Source organism: Vibrio metschnikovii CIP 69.14 (genome assembly GCF_000176155.1).
GTDB lineage: Bacteria > Pseudomonadota > Gammaproteobacteria > Enterobacterales > Vibrionaceae > Vibrio > Vibrio metschnikovii.
Genome location: NZ_ACZO01000007.1, coordinates 381,869 through 398,776, shown reverse-complemented (window position 1 = coordinate 398,776; position 16,908 = coordinate 381,869). Strand labels below are relative to the sequence as shown.

Here is a 16,908-nt window from a genome sequence, read left to right as displayed (position 1 = left end):
GGGGGCTATTTTTTTAGTCGCCTTATGGCTAGATGTTAAGAGAATCTGGCTAGGATGAGGCGGCTATCATTGACTGCCAAAAAGCTTGCCACGCTTCAGGTTTACCATAGTAGGCACTCGGCTGTACCGAGCGCCACTGTCCATTTGCCAATTCAATCATCATCGATGGGAATCCCCGTAATTGATACTGAGCCATCAGTTGTTTGCTATTGGCAATCGTGGCTGGTAAATCAGATTTGGCTTGCTGCATGGCGTTGTGCCATTTATCTTGATCAATACCTAATTGACTTGCTAACTGAGCCAATACCTCTGGCTCGGCAACGGTTAATCCTCGTTGATAATGGGCTTGCTGAATTTTTTTCAACATCGCCAACCCTAGGCCTTGCAATGCCTCAGCAGCGATGATGGCCTGAGCGGTAAGGTAAGAGTCAACGATGAGCGGCTGCTGGCTGGCAATTCGCGAGCGGTACGCTTCACCAAAAACTTGTTCAGTCACCAGGCTAATCTGTTGGTCTGCTTCTAATATATGCGCTCGAAACTCGGCGGCCAACTCGGAGCGTGGCAGCATACCTCCAGGATGTAACTTGAGTGTGATAGTCGGCATTTCAGCCAGTGTTTCTAGTAGTGGGCTAGCACCGAAACACCAGCCACACATTGGGTCAAAAAAGTAGTGTACCTTTACCATTGCATTTCACCCATATGTACTTTCGCGCCAATCTCTAATGCCATTGGTAAACCGGCTTCAGGGTAAAGCTTAAGCATACGTTTGATTAATTGTTGGCTATCTTTACTGGTTTGTTTCGCTTGGGCAAAATCCGCTAAATAGCGCTGAGCAAAGCTAATCGCTGAGGCATCTAATGGAGTACCGGCAATCATGTGGCCAGGGATCACCACTTCTGGTTTTAAGGCTTGCATGCGCTCAAGCTGCTGTGCCCACGCTTGACGGCTCGCATCGCTTTGCGCATCGGCCATCCATAGGTGAACGTTACCGTAGACCGCCACATTGCCCAAAATGGCTTTGTTGGCTGGGATCCATAAGTAAGGGCGATGGGCTAGCTCACCTTCTGCATCGTGGATCTCAATAGTTTGTCCATCAATGGTCAGTGTTTTACCATGATAAGCAGTCGGCAATACTGGCTTCACTGGCGCGTTAGTCCCCATTTTCGGAGCCCAGAACGCTAATTTGCCATCGAGCTTCTCTTCAATCGTCGCGCGAACTCCCGGAGTGGTGAGGACTTTTGCATCAGGGAATAGCTCATGCAATACTTCCGCGCCAAAATAGTAATCAGGATCCGCTTGGCTAATAAAAATCGTGGTTAGGTTTTTGCCTGAATCGATGACTTTAGCGGCAATGCGTAAAGCATCGGCTTTGGTAAAGCCAGTATCGATCACCATGGCTTCTGTTGCGCCGTAAACTAAGGTTGAGTTTACATGAAAGCTATTGCCATCGGCGTTGTAAACGTCCAGTGTTAGAGGTTGCTGCGCTGCAAATGCAGTGCTGGTGATCAGTGTGGTTGCGGTCAGTAGAGTGAGTTTTTTCATGATGATTTATCCTAAAATAGAGTATCGAAAGTCGGTTATCGGTTCGGGAGCTATCATACGAATTAGACTTGTTCGGATATATAGCTAATAATTGACATCATTGTTTCTTAATTCGAACTAATAAGATGGATAAACTGACCGCTGCTCAGGTATTTCTCGACGTTGCGATTACGCAAAGCTTCACGGCCACAGCCGATCGACTGGATATTTCGCGCCCGATGGTGACACGGCATATTGAAACCATGGAAAGCTGGTTACAAACGCGATTACTGAATCGAACCACACGTAAGGTGTCGTTAACCACAGCTGGAGAGCAGTGTTTAGAGGCGATTAAACTCTGGGTCGAGCAAGCTCAGCAGTTAGAACATCAACTGATGGATAGTCAGTCGTTAGCGGGAAAAATTCGTATTGCGACCAGCATGTCGTTTGGTTTTGCCCAGCTTATCCCAGCGGTAAAGCCGTTCCTCGCCAAGCATCCGCAAGTTGAGATCGATATTGATGTGCAAGATAAAACGGCGGATCTGATTGCTGAGCGGATTGATTTGGCAATTCGGATTGCCGCCGATCCGGATCCTTCGCTAATTGGTCGCCCGATAGCAAAATGTGATTCGATATTAGTGGCTGCACCCAGTTATTTAGCCGCGCATCCGGCGATCACGCAGCCGAGCGATCTTACTCAACACGCTTGTTTAGGATATAAAAATTTCGAGCGACATATTTGGCATCTCACAAAAGGTGAGACATTACAATCGGTGGAAGTGAGCTGCCGTTTGACCGCCAATGAGGCGACCACTTTGCTTCACGCTGCAGTGCATGGCATGGGTATCGCGTTGCAGCCAACGTATTTAACCAGTGGTGCGTTAGCAAAAGGTGAGGTGGTATCGGTTTTAGCCGACTGGCAGCCAAAAACCATGTCGATTTATGCTTTGTATCCGTCAAGGCGACATTTATCACCGGCGGTCAGAGCATTGATCGATCATTTAGCGGATTACTTTGCTAGTCATGACTGGCAGGATATTGTTTTATAGTTATATCCCCGTCCTACCTGCAACTCCAAGTGATTTGGGTATAGATAAACGTGAAGAGTAAGTAAAGAGAGGTAAGCAGAGCGAGCAATGAGCTGGCTCTGCTTATTGATTAAGCCAGTGCGCCTTGTTGTTGCGCTTGTTTTACCAATGCTTGACGTTGAGCTTCCATTGCTGATTGCACTTCACTCTCCGTATGTGCGTCTTCTTCCACTGCCTGTGGGACAAATACATAGAACTTGTTAATGGTCATCGTTGGATCTCAATGTTGGTGTTGGAAACAAAAAATAGAGGATGTTAACTGAGTTAACATCCTCCTTGATGCTTATTTTTTAGGCGTAGATACTAAGGATGAATTTATCAGTAGTCAACCCTTTCGCTAGCCAATCGTTTAGACATCATACGTCGTGGAAGCGGTGTCACCACCAGTACCAGTCCAGTTAGTATGGAAAAACTCACCCCGTGGGCGATCAATACGCTCATAAGTGTGTGCGCCAAAGTAATCACGCTGAGCTTGCAGCAAGTTCGCTGGTAAACGAGCGGTGGTATAGCCATCGAGGAAGGTTAATGCAGAGGTCATGCACGGCATCGGGATGCCCACTTCCATTGATTTCGCCGCGACTTTACGCCATGCGCCAAGGCAGTTGTCCAAAATACCTTTGAAATAAGTATCAGAGCCTAAGAAAGCAATGTCTGGATTGGTTGCAAACGCATCACGAATATTACCGAGGAAAGCGGAACGAATAATACAGCCGCCGCGCCACATTAACGCTACGTTGCCGTAGTTAAGATCCCATCCATTTTCGTTAGAAGCTTCACGCATCAACATAAAGCCTTGCGCATAAGAGATGATCTTCGATGCCAACAAGGCTTGACGAAGCGCATCAACCCATTCTTGTTTATCACCTTCCACTGGAGTGATGGTTTTTGCAAACAGTTGTTCCGCTGCAACACGTTGCTCTTTAAGTGCGGATAAGCAGCGAGAGAATACGGACTCAGTGATGAGCGTCAGTGGAATACCCATGTCTAAGGCATTAATCCCCGTCCATTTACCCGTGCCTTTTTGACCAGCGGTATCAAGGATTTTTTCCACTAATGGTTGGCCATCTTGATCTTTATAGCCAAGAATATCGGCGGTAATTTCCACCAAATAGCTATCAAGTTCAGTTTTGTTCCACTCGGCGAAGACTTTTTGCATCTCGTCGTGGTTCATACCCAAGCCATCTTTCATAAACTGGTAAGCTTCAGTGATGAGCTGCATATCACCGTATTCGATACCGTTATGAACCATTTTCACGAAGTGACCAGCGCCATCGTTGCCTACCCAATCACAACAAGGTTCACCGGCTTCAGTTTTGGCTGAAATACCTTGGAAAATCGGTTTGACCGCTTCCCAAGCTTCTGGTGCGCCACCGGGCATAATGGATGGGCCAAAGCGCGCGCCTTCTTCACCACCCGATACGCCAGTACCAATGAAGTGAATGCCTTTTTCGCGTAGCGCGGCCACACGGCGGTTGGTGTCTGGGAAGTTGGTATTACCACCGTCGATAATGATGTCACCTTTATCGAGTAAAGGAACTAATTGATCGATAAATGCATCCACCACATCTCCAGCACGGACCATCAGCATGACTTTGCGAGGCGTGGCGAGCTTATCGACTAAGTCTTGTAGTGAGTAAGCACCGACAATCTTGGTGCCTTTGGCTGGGCCTTGTAAAAACTCATCCACTTTCGCGGTAGTACGGTTATAAGCCACCACGTTAAAGCCGTGATCGTTCATGTTGAGAATTAGGTTTTGGCCCATCACTGCTAGGCCGATTACACCAATATCACCTTTCATTTATTTCTCTCCTTTACGCAATCTTTTTCGCTGCGTCTAAATCTAAAAACCACTCTGTTTCACCCGTTATCGACTGAATTTTTGCTGCTGGATAAGGTAAATCCTCGGCAGGAGTAGTGTGAATTTCATGGACGATGTCTGCTTTACCTGCGCCAAGCACAAGATAGCTGATCCGTTTCGCCGCTTGTAAAACTTTGGCGGTTTTTGATACTCGTAACTGACCTGATTGAGGGTGAGTTGCCACTACCGATAAATGTGGATCATGATAATCGGTTACATCAGGGAACAGTGACGCCGTATGGCCGTCGGCACCGACGCCAAGTAATATCCAATCGAAGACGGGAGTACCGTTCTCGGCAGTCATGTATTGCAGCATCTCAGCGGCAAAGCGCTCAGCTTCGGTTTGTGGATCCGCTTCACCGCGAATACGATGAATATTTTGTGCAGGGATCGCGACTTGGCTAAAGAGTAACGCATTGGCTTCACCGTAGTTGCTTTCTGGATCATCCGCCGCAACGCAGCGTTCGTCACCCCACCAAAAATGCAGATTTTGCCAATTAATGGCATCCGCGTAGGGCGCACTCGCTAATCGCTGAAAGAGCATTTTTGGCGTGCTGCCACCAGAAAGGGAGATATGTACGGGGTGGTTTTGCTGGCTGTAGCGCAGCATCTCATCCGCCAGCGTATCCACCACCTGTTGTGGTGTTTGAAAAATTTTATGATTGATCATAGTTCACAATAATCCGTGTCAGTGAGATTCTTACAAGGGAAACGCCATGCGCGACCATCTCGCTCCAGTAGTTGATCGGCCTCTATCGGCCCCCAGGTGCCGCAGGCATAACCAAACAATGCTTGTGGATCTTGTTTAAAATCGAGGATCGGTTGCACAAACTTCCAGCACGCTTCCACTGCATCGGTGCGGGCAAATAAGGTCGCATCACCATTAAGTGCATCCAATAAAAGGCGCTCATAAGCGGTGAGCATTTTGGTTTCGGCCAGTGAGGTGTAATGAAAGTTCATCGACACTTCTTTGGCTTTAAATCCAGCGCCGGGTTCTTTTAAGCCAAAGCTCATTTGAATGCCTTCGTCCGGTTGAATACGAATGATCAGCTTATTGTCAGGGGCATTTTGGCCAAACACTGGGTGCGGGGTACGTTTGAAGTGAATAACCACTTCGGTCACGCGGGTTGGCAGGCGTTTGCCAGAGCGCACATAAAACGGAACCCCATTCCAACGCCAGTTGTTGATGAACATTTTCAGCGCAACATAAGTTTCAGTGCGCGAATCATCGGCAACGCCCGGCTCGTCTCGATAACTGGGCAGGAACTGGCCACGAATGTCTGATTCTGTATATTGACCCAGTACGAGGTTATTGCGTAAATCCGCCTCTGAAAGAGGTTGTAAGCTTTGTAAAACCTTGTTCACTTCATTACGGATAGAGTTGGCATTGATTTCTGCAGGTGGTTCCATGCTGACCATCGCCAACACTTGCAGTAAGTGGTTTTGGAACATATCCCGCACAGCGCCAGAGCCATCGTAATAGCCGCCACGCTCTTCAACCCCTAAAAATTCCGCGCCAGTGATTTCGACGTAATCAATAAAATTACGGTTCCAAAGGGGTTCAAACATGCCATTGGCAAAACGGAATACCAGCAGGTTTTGCACCGTTTCTTTACCCAAATAATGGTCAATGCGATAAATCTGGTGCTCAGCAAAGTGACGATGAATTTCAATATCGAGCGCTTGAGCTGACTGCAAATCGTAACCAAAGGGTTTTTCGATGATCAAGCGCTTCCAGCCGTCTTGTTCATCATTTAAGCCATGAGCTGCGAGGCAGGCAGGAATGACGCCATATAAACTCGGTGGGGTGGCGAGATAGAATAAGGTATTGCGTTGCTGTTGTTGATACTGCTCGGCGAGCTCAGTCAAACGCGTTGAGAGTTTGGCATAATCGTCCATGTCGGACGTATCAAGTGCTTGATAGTGAAGATGTTCACAAAAGGCATCAAGAATAGCTGGCTCGGTTTGCTCTAATTCACGCAGTGAGCGTTTTAATTTTTCACGATAAGAATCGTCACTGTACTCTGTACGACTGACACCTAAAATAGTAAAGGATTCAGGTAGTTGCTTACTTGCATATAAATGATACAGAGCAGGCACTAACTTTCGATAAGTTAGGTCGCCCGATGCACCAAAAATTACGATGCAACTGTTTTCAGGTATTACCATCATCTTTCCCTTAAAAACGAGGTACTTAGCATGCGCCAACCCTAGCAGCGCAATACCAAAATAAAAAGTAGGTTTTGACTATTGTTGGTATCGTCAAAACCGATATACCTGACCACTTGAGGCGATACGTCCAAGTCGTGAGGTATGGCTTAATCACGCTGGCTAGCGTGATTAAGCGAGGAGGGTATTGTCTACGACAATTTGACACACATCAACTATTGATAGCGCAATCGATTAAATATTAACGCTATCTCGTAAATAGGTTTTTACGGTCGTGATGTAGGATGAGGGGTCAAAGCTAGCTAATTCTATGTTGGTTAGAAACTGTTGTGCATAATCGAGATACACGTGTTGTTCTAAAAAGAGCAGATAGAGTTTAGGGTCAATATGCCCGCTGGTGGCCATCGTCGTCATGATTTGCATGGCTTCTTCCAGACTCTTGCCTTTTTTATAGGGACGATCGCTAGAGGTCAGCGCTTCAAACACATCAGCAATCGCCATGATCCGCGCAGGAATCGACAGTTGCTGTTCGTTTAATCCTCGTGGATAGCCTTTACCGTCCATACGTTCATGGTGACCACCTGCAATGTCAGGCACTTGCTTGAGGTGCTCAGGATAGGGAAGCCGTTTTAGCATCACAATGGTTTGTACAATGTGATCGTTAATCATAAACCGCTCTTCTTCGGTTAAGGTGCCGCGGCGCACTCTGAGGTTATACAGCTCACCTCGGTTATAGCGCAGCGGTTTGGGCTTAAGCACAAAGCCTTCTTGTTCTATTGTGGCTAGCGGATCGCTATCCCACGGAATCTGGTGAACGATTTTATCGGCGAGCACGTTTTCCATCACCGGTAAATTGGGCTTGTTGGTGTGGCGCTGTGCTTCTAACCAAGAAATACCAATCTGATCGTCTAAGGTACGCTTCCATTGCCGTTGAGCAATCTGTTCAAGACGGGCGATATCTTGATCCGTCATTGATTCACTGCCGATGTTGCACTGTGCGACAAAGGCAAAATCATCATCAAGGGCTTGCTGTTGCTCAGAGAGCGTTTTTTTAAGTAAATCAGGGTCGCCTCCGGTAGCGAGCCCTTGCCAGTAATCGGCTTCAGCCTGAACTTTAAGTAGTTCAAAGCGCATGCGAACTTCATGAATTCGATCATAAATGGTTTCCAGTTTGGTGGCTTTATCGACCACGAATTCTGGTGTGGTGACTTTGCCGCAATCGTGCATCCAAGCGGCGAGCATTAATTCTTCCCACTGCTCAGTTGATAAGGTGAACTCTGGGAAATAACGCTTATCTTTGGTGGCGGCTTTGGCGAGCATTTTGGTTAATTCAGGTACTCGTTGGCAGTGACCGCCGGTATAGGGAGATTTAGTATCAATAGCTGAGGCGATTAAGGTAATAAACGCATTAAGCATTTGTTTTTGTTGCTGCATTTTATCAATATTATCTTTGGCAATTTCAGCAAAACTAAGCACTTCACGTAGAAAAGCGTGTTTATCCGCTTGAGCCTTAGTGATGGCTCGTTCGTAACCTAAATTCAACACACCAATCAATTGGCGTGATTTATTGAGCAGCGGGAAGAGATAAATGTCGCTGTTATAGAGCTGTTCTTTCAGTGGGAACAACACATTGTCGTTACGATTCAAATGCACTGTTTGTCCTTGGCGAAGTTCAGCCAATAACCAAGGTGTATTTTGCACCAGTGAATTAATATCAATTTTAAACGGAATGATCGCATGGTTGGCCGCCGTGGTGAAATGCTGCTGCTCGTGGTTGTAGGTATAGAGCAAGATCGTTTCGGCTTTGGTGATTAAATAACTTTGATGGGTAATGGTTTTCGCAAATACCTCAAAGTCTTGGTTAGAGGCGGTATCACGCAGCAAGCGCAGTAAATCATGTAAGGTATGTTCCATTAATTCGATGGATTTCGTTAAATCCGCTACTTCTTTAATGATGCTTTTCGGATAGCGAGTTTTTTGGAAATCAAAGCGAGAGATATTATCGGTTTGGACGACTAAGTTACTGAGGGGACGAGCAAGACGCTGAGCAACAAACCAAACGATAATGAAACCTAAGCCGAGCATCATAAAAGCGGCCCCAATTTGTCGATTACGCATACTGAGCAATGCGGCAAGAAGTTCCTTTTGGGGGGTTGCTTGAGCTAACGATAATTGAACGTGTGGACTTAATGCAATAGGGATTAAGGTAACCGACCAGGTTTGCCCACTAAAAGCCACATCGCTAAATATCGCTTGTTGGGTAACACGTTGTGCTACACCAGCAAAGACACTGGTGGATAATTTTTGATTAGTGATCAACGCATCATCGGTTAATGATAGTGGACTATTATGTTCGGCTAAAAGACGAAACTGTTGATCAAATAAGGCTAATTGAGTGTTAGCCGAGTAAGCAATCGTCGCCAATTGTTGAGATAAGCTATCAAGAGTGAAGTCTGCGCCGACTACAGTGCTGTTATCCCTTGAACGACGTGAAAGTGTTACTCCAAAAGTTTGTAGAAAGTGGAAAAAATAGGGTTCCGTTAAACGAATCTGACCATCCTCATGGGCATTTTGATACCAAGGACGCTCACGCGGATCAAAGATATTGTTACCATGTTCTTGACGACCAACGGTGAGAAAATTCTCATCTAAGAAAATAACAATGTCTCGACCATCCATTTTTGTTTGATTTATGAATAGTCTAGCCTGATCAGGTGCTTGAAAGCGTAATCGAGTTTGTGGGTTGAAGAGTGGACGAATCATGGTGAAATCACCCTTGTGATTACCAAAATAGAGGGCGACAAGATTATCGTTGCGTTCAAACACTAAACGTAGTGAAGCTAAAAAATGAGAATTTTCTGTTGGTAGTTGCTCCATTTCAATAAAATGACTTAATGCCATAAAGTCGAGAGTGGTTAAAATAGGGGTAATACTTTGTTGAAAGGCAACTTCAACCTTTTTGCTATTTTCATGGCTGATATTATCCGCGATATTACCCATCAGTTGACGTGAATGGTAATAACTGATGGAAATAAGAGTGATACCAATCAAGCTCACTAACACCATAAATAGTGTGCTGATTTGTATGCTGAGAGAGAAATAACGCTTCACCATGACGATGCCCTAAGCTATGCAATGGAGTAAGTATTGTTCACGTCGATTGACTTGCCAAGGTAGCTGATCGATTGTGTGAATCTAACCTGACTTTCTTGAGTAGGAATTGGATAGATCAATAGATTCGTAGCGAACTCGTATTACAGCTGATTGGTAAGCCGATGGTAGGACTGGTAAACTGTAAGCTCACTAAATAAAGGGAGTTGATTATGAAACTTGCCGTCGATACTCATACCCATACCTACGCCAGTGGTCACGCTTATAGTACCTTGATTGAAAATGCCAAAGCGGCTCAGGAGAAAGGGCTGCAGATGTTTTGCACCACCGACCACGCCCATTCGATGCCGGGCGCTCCCCATTACTGGTTTTTTTCCAACCAACGTATTTTGCCGCGATTTCTACATGATGTGGCGATATTACGTGGCGTTGAGGCGAATATACTTAATCTTCAAGGAGAGATCGATCTCCATCCTTCTGTTGATCAAAATCTCGATTGGGTGATCGCCAGCTTTCATGAGCCCGTATTTAAACCCAGAGATAAAGCAACCCATACCCAAGCGTTAATCAATACCATCAAAAGCGGTCGAGTGGATGCGCTTGGTCATTTAGGGAACCCGAATTTTGATTTTGATTTCGCGGAGGTTGTCGCTTGTGCTGCTGAACATCATGTGGCGATAGAAATTAATAACAGTACCCTAAAAGGCCATAGTCGAGTAGGCAGTGTTGATCGTTGCTATCAGATAGCCGAAGAAGCCAAAAAGCACGGAGCATGGTTAACTACGGGCAGTGACGCCCATTTTTGTCATGATATTGGTAACCTGACATTAGCCAGTGAGTTGTTAGACAGCTTAGCGATGGATAGCGCTAAAGTGATTACTCACACTCCTGTACAGTTTTTAGATTTTTTAGCATTAAGAGGAAGGGCCAGAATTAGCGAATATCAGGATTACTATCGTTAATGATGTGTTGGGATAAGTTGTATGGAGTCATGAGTGGTTTTCGACTTTTGGTGACGTCACTTTTTTCAATCATTGACTATAATGGTGCAGTAGAAGTCTTAGATAGCAAATAACTAATACGATAATAACAAGGAAGCCAGTGATGCAAAAAAGGATCATTCAATCGAGTGTGTGGTTAACAATCGGATTACTGTTGAGTAGTCAAGTATGGGCAGCGGATGTCGATTTGCGCCAAGTGATGCGTCAAATGAGAGCTGAATTTTCTCAGGCGGCGAGCGCGCAAACCGTGCAAGAAATGCAAGTGCCTGTCACTAAGTTAACGGAGTTAGTAAATAAAGCCCAACAAGGTCAATATCCTCCTCGTCGACATGATGTTTATCAAGAAGGATTCACTAAGCTAATAGCGGTGTTGGATCGGTTGAGTGATGAACTTGACAGCGGTCAGTTAGCTCAAGCTAAGCTCACCTTGAGAGAAGTTGATCAATTACGTATGGAATACCATCGAAGACGCTAACGATTTACCTTTTGTTATCATCAAGCCCAAGCTCATTGCTTGGGCTTGATTTATTCGGGCGTCGGCATGGTTAATTTGGGCTTTAAATGGGCTAAGACAAAGTCGATGAAGACTCTTAAGCGCGCTGGCATGTACTTAGTCTGAGCATATTGCATGGCAATCGCCCCGTGGTAGTTACTTTTTATCGTCCAGTTTTGCAGCAGTTGCACCACTTTTCCCTCGGCGATGGCATCTTGAACTACAAAATCATGGAAGATACCAATCCCTAAGCCACTTTTTACCGCATTTAAGCGGATTTGGGATTGATTGACTGCGTATCGACCGGTGACAGCAACGGTATGAAATTCATCCTCTTTAAGAAAATCCCAAATATGATCGCGTTCGGTTTCAGCTAAATAGAGACAGTCGTGCTCGATGAGTTCAGTGGGATGAGCGGGTACTCCACGTTGCTGAAGATAATCTGGGCTAGCGCATAGCACCAAATTTGTTTTACAGAGTTCACGCATCACTAAATTTTCATCGGGTTTATCGGTCAGCTTAAAGGCGACGTCAATATTATGTCGAAATAAATCGATTTCACCATCGGCGGCTCGTAGTTTTAATTGGATATAAGGATATTGCTTAAGAAAAGGCAGTACAAAAGGCTGCAGCACCGAATGCAGAAAAGCTTCAGGGGCGGCGACGGTCAGTGAACCGGATGGCTCACTATGATCAGCATCAGATAAGTCAACGGCTTGTTGAGCCGCGTTAATCATCACTAAGCATTGGTCGTAAACCCGTTGCCCGGCTTGAGTGATCATTAATTTTCGTGTGGTACGCTCAAACAGTTTGACATTGAGAGCCAGCTCTAAGCGAGTGATCAGTTTACTGAGCGCTGAGGGAGTGACCCCAAGCTTATGAGCAGCAGCAGTAAAACTGCCTTCATTGACGACCAGTATAAACGTCGCAAGATCAGGAAGTAGACTGATAAGTTTGGTGTTAAGCATAGTGCCTGTGCTTATCTAATTAAGTGTTAATAATATTAACCTCAACTCCCAACTTAGGAAGGAGGATTGGTTTTGCTTACCGCTTTTAACAACAGTACTTTTAACAATAGTGATCGGTTCATTTTTTCTCGTGGCGACACAGAGACGAAATCATCGGCAATATGGTTGTTTACTTTACAGAGTGCAATGCGGTTATTTTGAAAAAGCGCATCATTTTGGCAGATTAATAACCAAATCGTCGCTATGTATCATTATTAATATTTACTTTTGTGACTTGTGCCAGAGATTTTGTAGGGAGAATGCAGTGTGGGATATATGCCATTGATTAATTAGTCATTATTTATATGAAAGGTGATGTAATCCCCTTCCTTAATAACCCGCTAATCATTAAAAAAGAGAGCGAATAGGAACGGGTTCCGTATATTCAATCGATGGACTATCGTTGAGTAATTCGACAATCGATGATTCACCTTCGACGACGAGCACCTGTTGGTCATCGAAGCTATCAATTAAGGTCAGTTCCAAACTTTTTAGTAATTCGAGCGCCACGGCTTTTTTATCGGTATGGTATTTGACATAAAAACGTGACGTAGATTGATTTTGTTCGATGGTGCTATCCTCCGCAAGAAAATTGGTCTGAGTGGCAGTGGGGAGTGGTGATAAGCTGGTTATTATCAATAGTAAGGATGCTAACATAATGGCCTCTCTTCCTTAATCAATATCCTCTGCCTCTTTAAAGCTGCAGCGGTGTTGGTTTCTCTTTGTTCACCCTGCCTGCAACTTTTAGAGGTTTCGATAGGGTGTCGTCTTATCATCGTTTATATTATTGAAAATAACGATCCCCAAGACAACATGGACAGTAAATCAAGGGGATCGCGCCGTTTGACTGGCTTGACATTTTAAGCCTAACGAGAGGAATTAACCTCGCGGACCATTACACCCCGCATCCAAATAGTTTTTCGCTGCGAGTGCATTCACTAACCCGTAGCCAGTGCGATTATCTCGACCCGGGACATCCAAATCCAGAGCGGTTTGAGTTAATGCTTGGCGGATTTGTTTTGCAGAGCACTGTGGATGATAACTCCACACTAAGCCTGCAACGCCTGACACGTGCGGTGTTGCCATCGAAGTCCCATTATAGTACTGATAATCTTCACCGGTACGAGTGGATACGGTAATGTCTTGCTCGACTAAAGCCGCCAGTTCTTGTCCCACGGTGCGATTAACACTGACAGACAATAACGGATGAGTGTCGTATTGATCGAGAACAAACGGGTTTTGGAGGCCAGGACGTTGCTGATTACTGTAGACAATTGCGGCTAACGCGCCTGCATTGTTACAGGCTGCAACAGCATTAATTTCTGGACGAACGGATGGCGTTTCATTAGCGATTCGTTCAGTGAGACAAATTTTGCCACGCATATCGCCACATTGATAGCGACCAGAGCTCGTATCACATAACGCTAAAGGTGCGGTGTATTGCCCTGCAATCGGTGCCGATTCAAAACCAAAACCATTATTATTTAAGCGATTATGTGGCACGACACCACGGCGAAAATAATCACGATCTTCAGTGATTATTGTTGATAAAACCCCTTCACCTACACTGACGGTAGAGAGTACGGCAACTCCAGGCGCAGCGATTTCTACTTGGTTAGTAGCTTGAGAGAACGAAGCATGATCGTAATTGCTGTCGACGGCAGCGACAGACATCACTGAATCATAAGAGGCAGGATAACTGTGTGCGGTATTACCGGAGTTACCCGCAGCGGCAATCATTAATACTCCTTGTTCATACAATGCATTCATTGCATTTTGTTCGGTGCGGCTTGATTGACTACCCCCTAAGCTCATGTTGACAATGTTTGCCCCATTATCCGCACAGGTTTGAATCGCTCGCACGAGCGTCGATGAATAGCCCCAACCGGATTCATTGAATACTTTGACAATATGTAGGTTAACATTTTGATTTGGTAGTAAGCCTTTTACACCTTCGTTGTTGGCGATGGCGGCAATCGTACCCGCGACATGGGTGCCATGAGCATTGCTGCTACCCGGAATGTACCATTGCCCAGTTCCACGATCGTTCGTCCCTGTGACTCGGTTACCGCTCAAATCGTTATGGGCGAGATCGTAACCAGAATCAATAATACAGATGGTTTGATTATCAGCTTGACTATCCTCTAACTGATCGGCTTTAACGGCAAAGTAACCCCAAGGTGTGGTTTCGCTCATTAAAAAACGCGGTGGGTCGATTTCTACATACTCGACATCGGGGCGTGAACGGAGGGCTTCAACGCGCTCTTCTGCAAGTTTCGCGCTGTATAAAGCATCATGACCAATAGGTTCAATATCACTGGCTTGTACCTGTGATAATAGAGCTTGCTGACCAATTCGTGGGCCCCAGAATGGGTTATTGGCCATCGAGAATGGCTGTTCATCTTGTTTAAATTTGACAATGTAACGAGTAGGAATACTCGCTTCATCAAATGCAAGCGTTGGGTGAGCCATCGCGGAAGTCGCACTACCGGCGACAATCGCTATTGTACCTAGTTTAACGTAACGTTTTAATTGGTTTTTTTTTATCATTTGCCCTGTCCTTTTTGAGCGATATTTTTGCAGGTTGATCATCCTATATTACCCAGTTGACTTGCAGCTACTGCGCTATTTGGTTCACTCACTCCAATCGTGTTGTTACTGATACTCATGGATAATCATGGATTTGTCAGCAACGTCAAGTCGGTTGGTCAGATCGTATAATCAACCGCGAACATTTCATATTTTAATCATGTCACTGCGCGAGATTTCATAATCAAGACTAATGACTTGATCACGTATAGCGCAAAATAATTAAACAGAAAAGAAAACAATTATAATTAGTATTTTTATTGAAATAAGATCACAAAATAAACGAATTAAGTTAATAGGTTCTGATTAACCCACTGATATTTATGTGGTTATTTTGTTTTTTCTTATCAGGATGATATCGGTATGAAAATAAATGACGATAGGAGAATCGCGAATTTGACCTTAGTGCCACAATTTTTATCAGTCACTACTTATTGTCATATAACTCAGGGTAATATGTTTTGATTCACTAATCAGATAATGATGTACCAATTATCTACCGTATACATATGGGGTATAAATATGAATATATCAACGTTTCTTTTAAGTGTAACTTTACCTATTGGTACATCGGTTACTCCTACTCCCACTTTTTCTATTCCTGAAGCTGCGCAGTCAAACTACTCAGTGGCTCCTACAGGTAGACAAACTTATACCTATGTGCGTTGCTGGTATCGCACGAGTCATAGTCGTAATGATCCTGCAACCGATTGGCAGTGGGCGACAAATAATGACGGCAGTTATTTTACCTTGGAAGGTTACTGGTGGAGCTCGGTCGGGTTAAAAAATATGTTTTATACTCAGACCTCACAAAATACCATTCGTCAGCGCTGCGAACACACTTTAAGCATTAACCATGATAATGCGGATATTACCTTTTATGCGGCGGATAATCGTTTATCTTTAAACCATACGATTTGGTCGAATGATCCTGTGATGCAGGCTAATCAAATCAACAAGATTGTCGCCTTCGGTGATAGCTTGTCCGATACGGGCAATATTTTTAATGCCGCTCAGTGGCGTTTTCCGAATCCAAATAGTTGGTTTTTAGGACATTTTTCTAATGGGTTGGTATGGACAGAGTACCTTGCTCAGTCTAAAAACATGCCGGTCTATAACTGGGCGGTTGGTGGTGCAGCGGGGGCTAATCAGTACGTGGCTTTAACCGGTGTCACTGGGCAAGTAGATTCTTATTTACAGTACATGGGTAAAGCACAAAATTACCGTCCAGAAAATACCTTATATACTTTGGTCTTTGGCTTGAATGATTTTATGAATTATAACCGCGATGTTGCTGAGGTTGAGGCAGACTTTACGACAGCGTTACAACGTTTAACGCAATCGGGTGCGCAAAATATTTTAATGATGACGCTACCAGATGTGACTAAAGCACCGCAGTTTACCTATTCGACACCGGCGGAAATTGATTTAATTCGCGGTAAAATTACCGCATTGAATACCATTTTAAAGCAGCTAACCGCGCAATATATCGTACAAGGTTACGCCATTCATCTCTTTGATACTCATGCATTATTTGATTCAATGGTCGCTGAACCTGAAAAGCATGGTTTTACCAATGCCAGTGAACCCTGCTTGAATCTCACCCGTTCTTCTGCAGCAGATTATTTATATCGTCACCCGATCACCAATACCTGTGCTCGTGATGGTTCAGATAAATTTGTATTTTGGGATGTCACCCATCCAACCACGGCGACTCATCGCTATATTTCACAAACGTTGTTAGCTCCTGGTAATGGACTGCAATATTTTAACTTTTAACTTTTAACTTTTAACTTTTAACTTTTAACCTCTTGCGTGTTTTTTAGTCATCGAGTCAGCCTGAAGATGCTTTGTGTCTTCAGGCTTTTTTATTCTGATTGCGTTCGTCGAGCGGTATCGCTTGCTCTTATGCGATGGTTGAGTACATTGGTCGCTAGTTATTAGTCAATGAAGTCTATTTGTGAATTAAGTTCATGAATGCTTTTCCGCAAAGCGAGATAATCCCATTCATAGGCTTCTATTACACTGACTATCTAATTTGCTGGAGATAACGGCAACCAATAAGGAAAAT

At 44.6% G+C, this 16,908-nt stretch carries 13 protein-coding genes and 1 pseudogene; 4 read left to right on the top strand and 10 right to left on the bottom strand.

Annotated features, from left to right (window positions below; all coding sequences use genetic code 11):
- Positions 1–49 precede the first annotated feature (49 nt).
- Both VIB_RS13530 and VIB_RS13525 read right to left on the bottom strand, forming a co-directional pair.
- Entirely contained in the window at positions 50–685 is a 636-nt protein-coding gene (locus VIB_RS13530) for a DsbA family protein (RefSeq protein WP_004396771.1), read from the bottom strand.
- Entirely contained in the window at positions 679–1,542 is an 864-nt protein-coding gene (locus VIB_RS13525) for an MBL fold metallo-hydrolase (RefSeq protein WP_004396770.1), read from the bottom strand. The genes VIB_RS13530 and VIB_RS13525 overlap by 7 nt, the downstream gene beginning before the upstream one ends.
- 125 nt (positions 1,543–1,667) lie before the next feature.
- On the opposite strand from VIB_RS13525, the gene VIB_RS13520 reads away from it, so the two are divergent.
- Positions 1,668–2,570 carry a LysR family transcriptional regulator gene (locus VIB_RS13520; RefSeq protein WP_004396769.1) on the top strand — a complete coding sequence of 301 codons (903 nt, stop codon included), beginning with the start codon at positions 1,668–1,670 and terminating at the stop codon, positions 2,568–2,570.
- A gap of 109 nt (positions 2,571–2,679) precedes the next feature.
- Here VIB_RS13520 and VIB_RS17790 read toward each other — a convergent pair whose 3' ends face one another.
- The 5 genes from VIB_RS17790 to VIB_RS13500 all read right to left on the bottom strand — a co-directional run bounded on the left by VIB_RS17790 (position 2,680) and on the right by VIB_RS13500 (position 9,750).
- Positions 2,680–2,820 (bottom strand): hypothetical protein, encoded by a 141-nt coding sequence (locus VIB_RS17790; RefSeq protein WP_004396768.1) that lies wholly within the window; start codon positions 2,818–2,820, stop codon positions 2,680–2,682.
- Between the two features lie 138 nt (positions 2,821–2,958).
- Positions 2,959–4,407, bottom strand: coding sequence for a decarboxylating NADP(+)-dependent phosphogluconate dehydrogenase (gnd, locus tag VIB_RS13515; RefSeq protein WP_004396767.1), 1,449 nt, complete (start codon positions 4,405–4,407; stop codon positions 2,959–2,961).
- A gap of 13 nt (positions 4,408–4,420) precedes the next feature.
- Positions 4,421–5,137 (bottom strand): 6-phosphogluconolactonase, encoded by a 717-nt coding sequence (gene pgl, locus VIB_RS13510; protein WP_004396766.1) that lies wholly within the window; start codon positions 5,135–5,137, stop codon positions 4,421–4,423.
- Positions 5,134–6,636 carry a glucose-6-phosphate dehydrogenase gene (gene zwf, locus VIB_RS13505; RefSeq protein ID WP_040905143.1) on the bottom strand — a complete coding sequence of 501 codons (1,503 nt, stop codon included), beginning with the start codon at positions 6,634–6,636 and terminating at the stop codon, positions 5,134–5,136. Before zwf ends, pgl begins: the two co-directional genes overlap by 4 nt.
- A 234-nt stretch (positions 6,637–6,870) precedes the next feature.
- Positions 6,871–9,750 (bottom strand): HD domain-containing phosphohydrolase, encoded by a 2,880-nt coding sequence (locus VIB_RS13500; RefSeq protein ID WP_004396764.1) that lies wholly within the window; start codon positions 9,748–9,750, stop codon positions 6,871–6,873.
- A 209-nt stretch (positions 9,751–9,959) separates the two neighbouring features.
- Here VIB_RS13500 and VIB_RS13495 point away from each other — a divergent pair, with 209 nt between their 5' ends.
- Positions 9,960–10,709, top strand: coding sequence for a phosphatase (locus tag VIB_RS13495; protein ID WP_004396763.1), 750 nt, complete (start codon positions 9,960–9,962; stop codon positions 10,707–10,709).
- A 142-nt stretch (positions 10,710–10,851) separates the two neighbouring features.
- Entirely contained in the window at positions 10,852–11,223 is a 372-nt protein-coding gene (locus VIB_RS13490; protein WP_222434489.1) for a cytochrome b562, read from the top strand.
- A gap of 50 nt (positions 11,224–11,273) precedes the next feature.
- Here the strand turns inward: VIB_RS13490 and VIB_RS13485 are convergent, their stop codons facing one another.
- The 3 genes and pseudogenes from VIB_RS13485 to VIB_RS13475 all read right to left on the bottom strand — a co-directional run.
- Positions 11,274–12,209, bottom strand: coding sequence for a LysR family transcriptional regulator (locus VIB_RS13485; RefSeq protein ID WP_004396761.1), 936 nt, complete (start codon positions 12,207–12,209; stop codon positions 11,274–11,276).
- A 387-nt stretch (positions 12,210–12,596) separates the two neighbouring features.
- The gene (locus tag VIB_RS17090; RefSeq protein WP_050782754.1) at positions 12,597–12,905 is read right to left on the bottom strand and encodes a hypothetical protein; all 309 of its coding nucleotides are present in this window, start codon (positions 12,903–12,905) and stop codon (positions 12,597–12,599) included.
- A gap of 225 nt (positions 12,906–13,130) precedes the next feature.
- Positions 13,131–14,798, bottom strand: a pseudogene (locus VIB_RS13475) (S8 family serine peptidase); the annotation flags it as partial.
- Between the two features lie 561 nt (positions 14,799–15,359).
- On the opposite strand from VIB_RS13475, the gene VIB_RS13470 reads away from it, so the two are divergent.
- The gene (locus tag VIB_RS13470; RefSeq protein ID WP_004396759.1) at positions 15,360–16,616 is read left to right on the top strand and encodes an SGNH/GDSL hydrolase family protein; all 1,257 of its coding nucleotides are present in this window, start codon (positions 15,360–15,362) and stop codon (positions 16,614–16,616) included.
- The last annotated feature ends 292 nt before the right edge of the window (positions 16,617–16,908 follow it).

Bases quoted from the DNA above. Each gene is read 5' to 3' on its own strand.
- VIB_RS13530 (WP_004396771.1), bottom strand. From the start codon at position 685: ATGGTAAAGGTACACTACTTTTTTGACCCAATGTGTGGCTGGTGTTTC.
- VIB_RS13525 (WP_004396770.1), bottom strand. From the start codon at position 1,542: ATGAAAAAACTCACTCTACTGACCGCAACCACACTGATCACCAGCACT.
- VIB_RS13520 (WP_004396769.1), top strand. From the start codon at position 1,668: ATGGATAAACTGACCGCTGCTCAGGTATTTCTCGACGTTGCGATTACG.
- VIB_RS17790 (WP_004396768.1), bottom strand. From the start codon at position 2,820: ATGACCATTAACAAGTTCTATGTATTTGTCCCACAGGCAGTGGAAGAA.
- gnd (WP_004396767.1), bottom strand. From the start codon at position 4,407: ATGAAAGGTGATATTGGTGTAATCGGCCTAGCAGTGATGGGCCAAAAC.
- pgl (WP_004396766.1), bottom strand. From the start codon at position 5,137: ATGATCAATCATAAAATTTTTCAAACACCACAACAGGTGGTGGATACG.
- zwf (WP_040905143.1), bottom strand. From the start codon at position 6,636: ATGGTAATACCTGAAAACAGTTGCATCGTAATTTTTGGTGCATCGGGC.
- VIB_RS13500 (WP_004396764.1), bottom strand. From the start codon at position 9,750: ATGGTGAAGCGTTATTTCTCTCTCAGCATACAAATCAGCACACTATTT.
- VIB_RS13495 (WP_004396763.1), top strand. From the start codon at position 9,960: ATGAAACTTGCCGTCGATACTCATACCCATACCTACGCCAGTGGTCAC.
- VIB_RS13490 (WP_222434489.1), top strand. From the start codon at position 10,852: ATGCAAAAAAGGATCATTCAATCGAGTGTGTGGTTAACAATCGGATTA.
- VIB_RS13485 (WP_004396761.1), bottom strand. From the start codon at position 12,209: ATGCTTAACACCAAACTTATCAGTCTACTTCCTGATCTTGCGACGTTT.
- VIB_RS17090 (WP_050782754.1), bottom strand. From the start codon at position 12,905: ATGTTAGCATCCTTACTATTGATAATAACCAGCTTATCACCACTCCCC.
- VIB_RS13470 (WP_004396759.1), top strand. From the start codon at position 15,360: ATGAATATATCAACGTTTCTTTTAAGTGTAACTTTACCTATTGGTACA.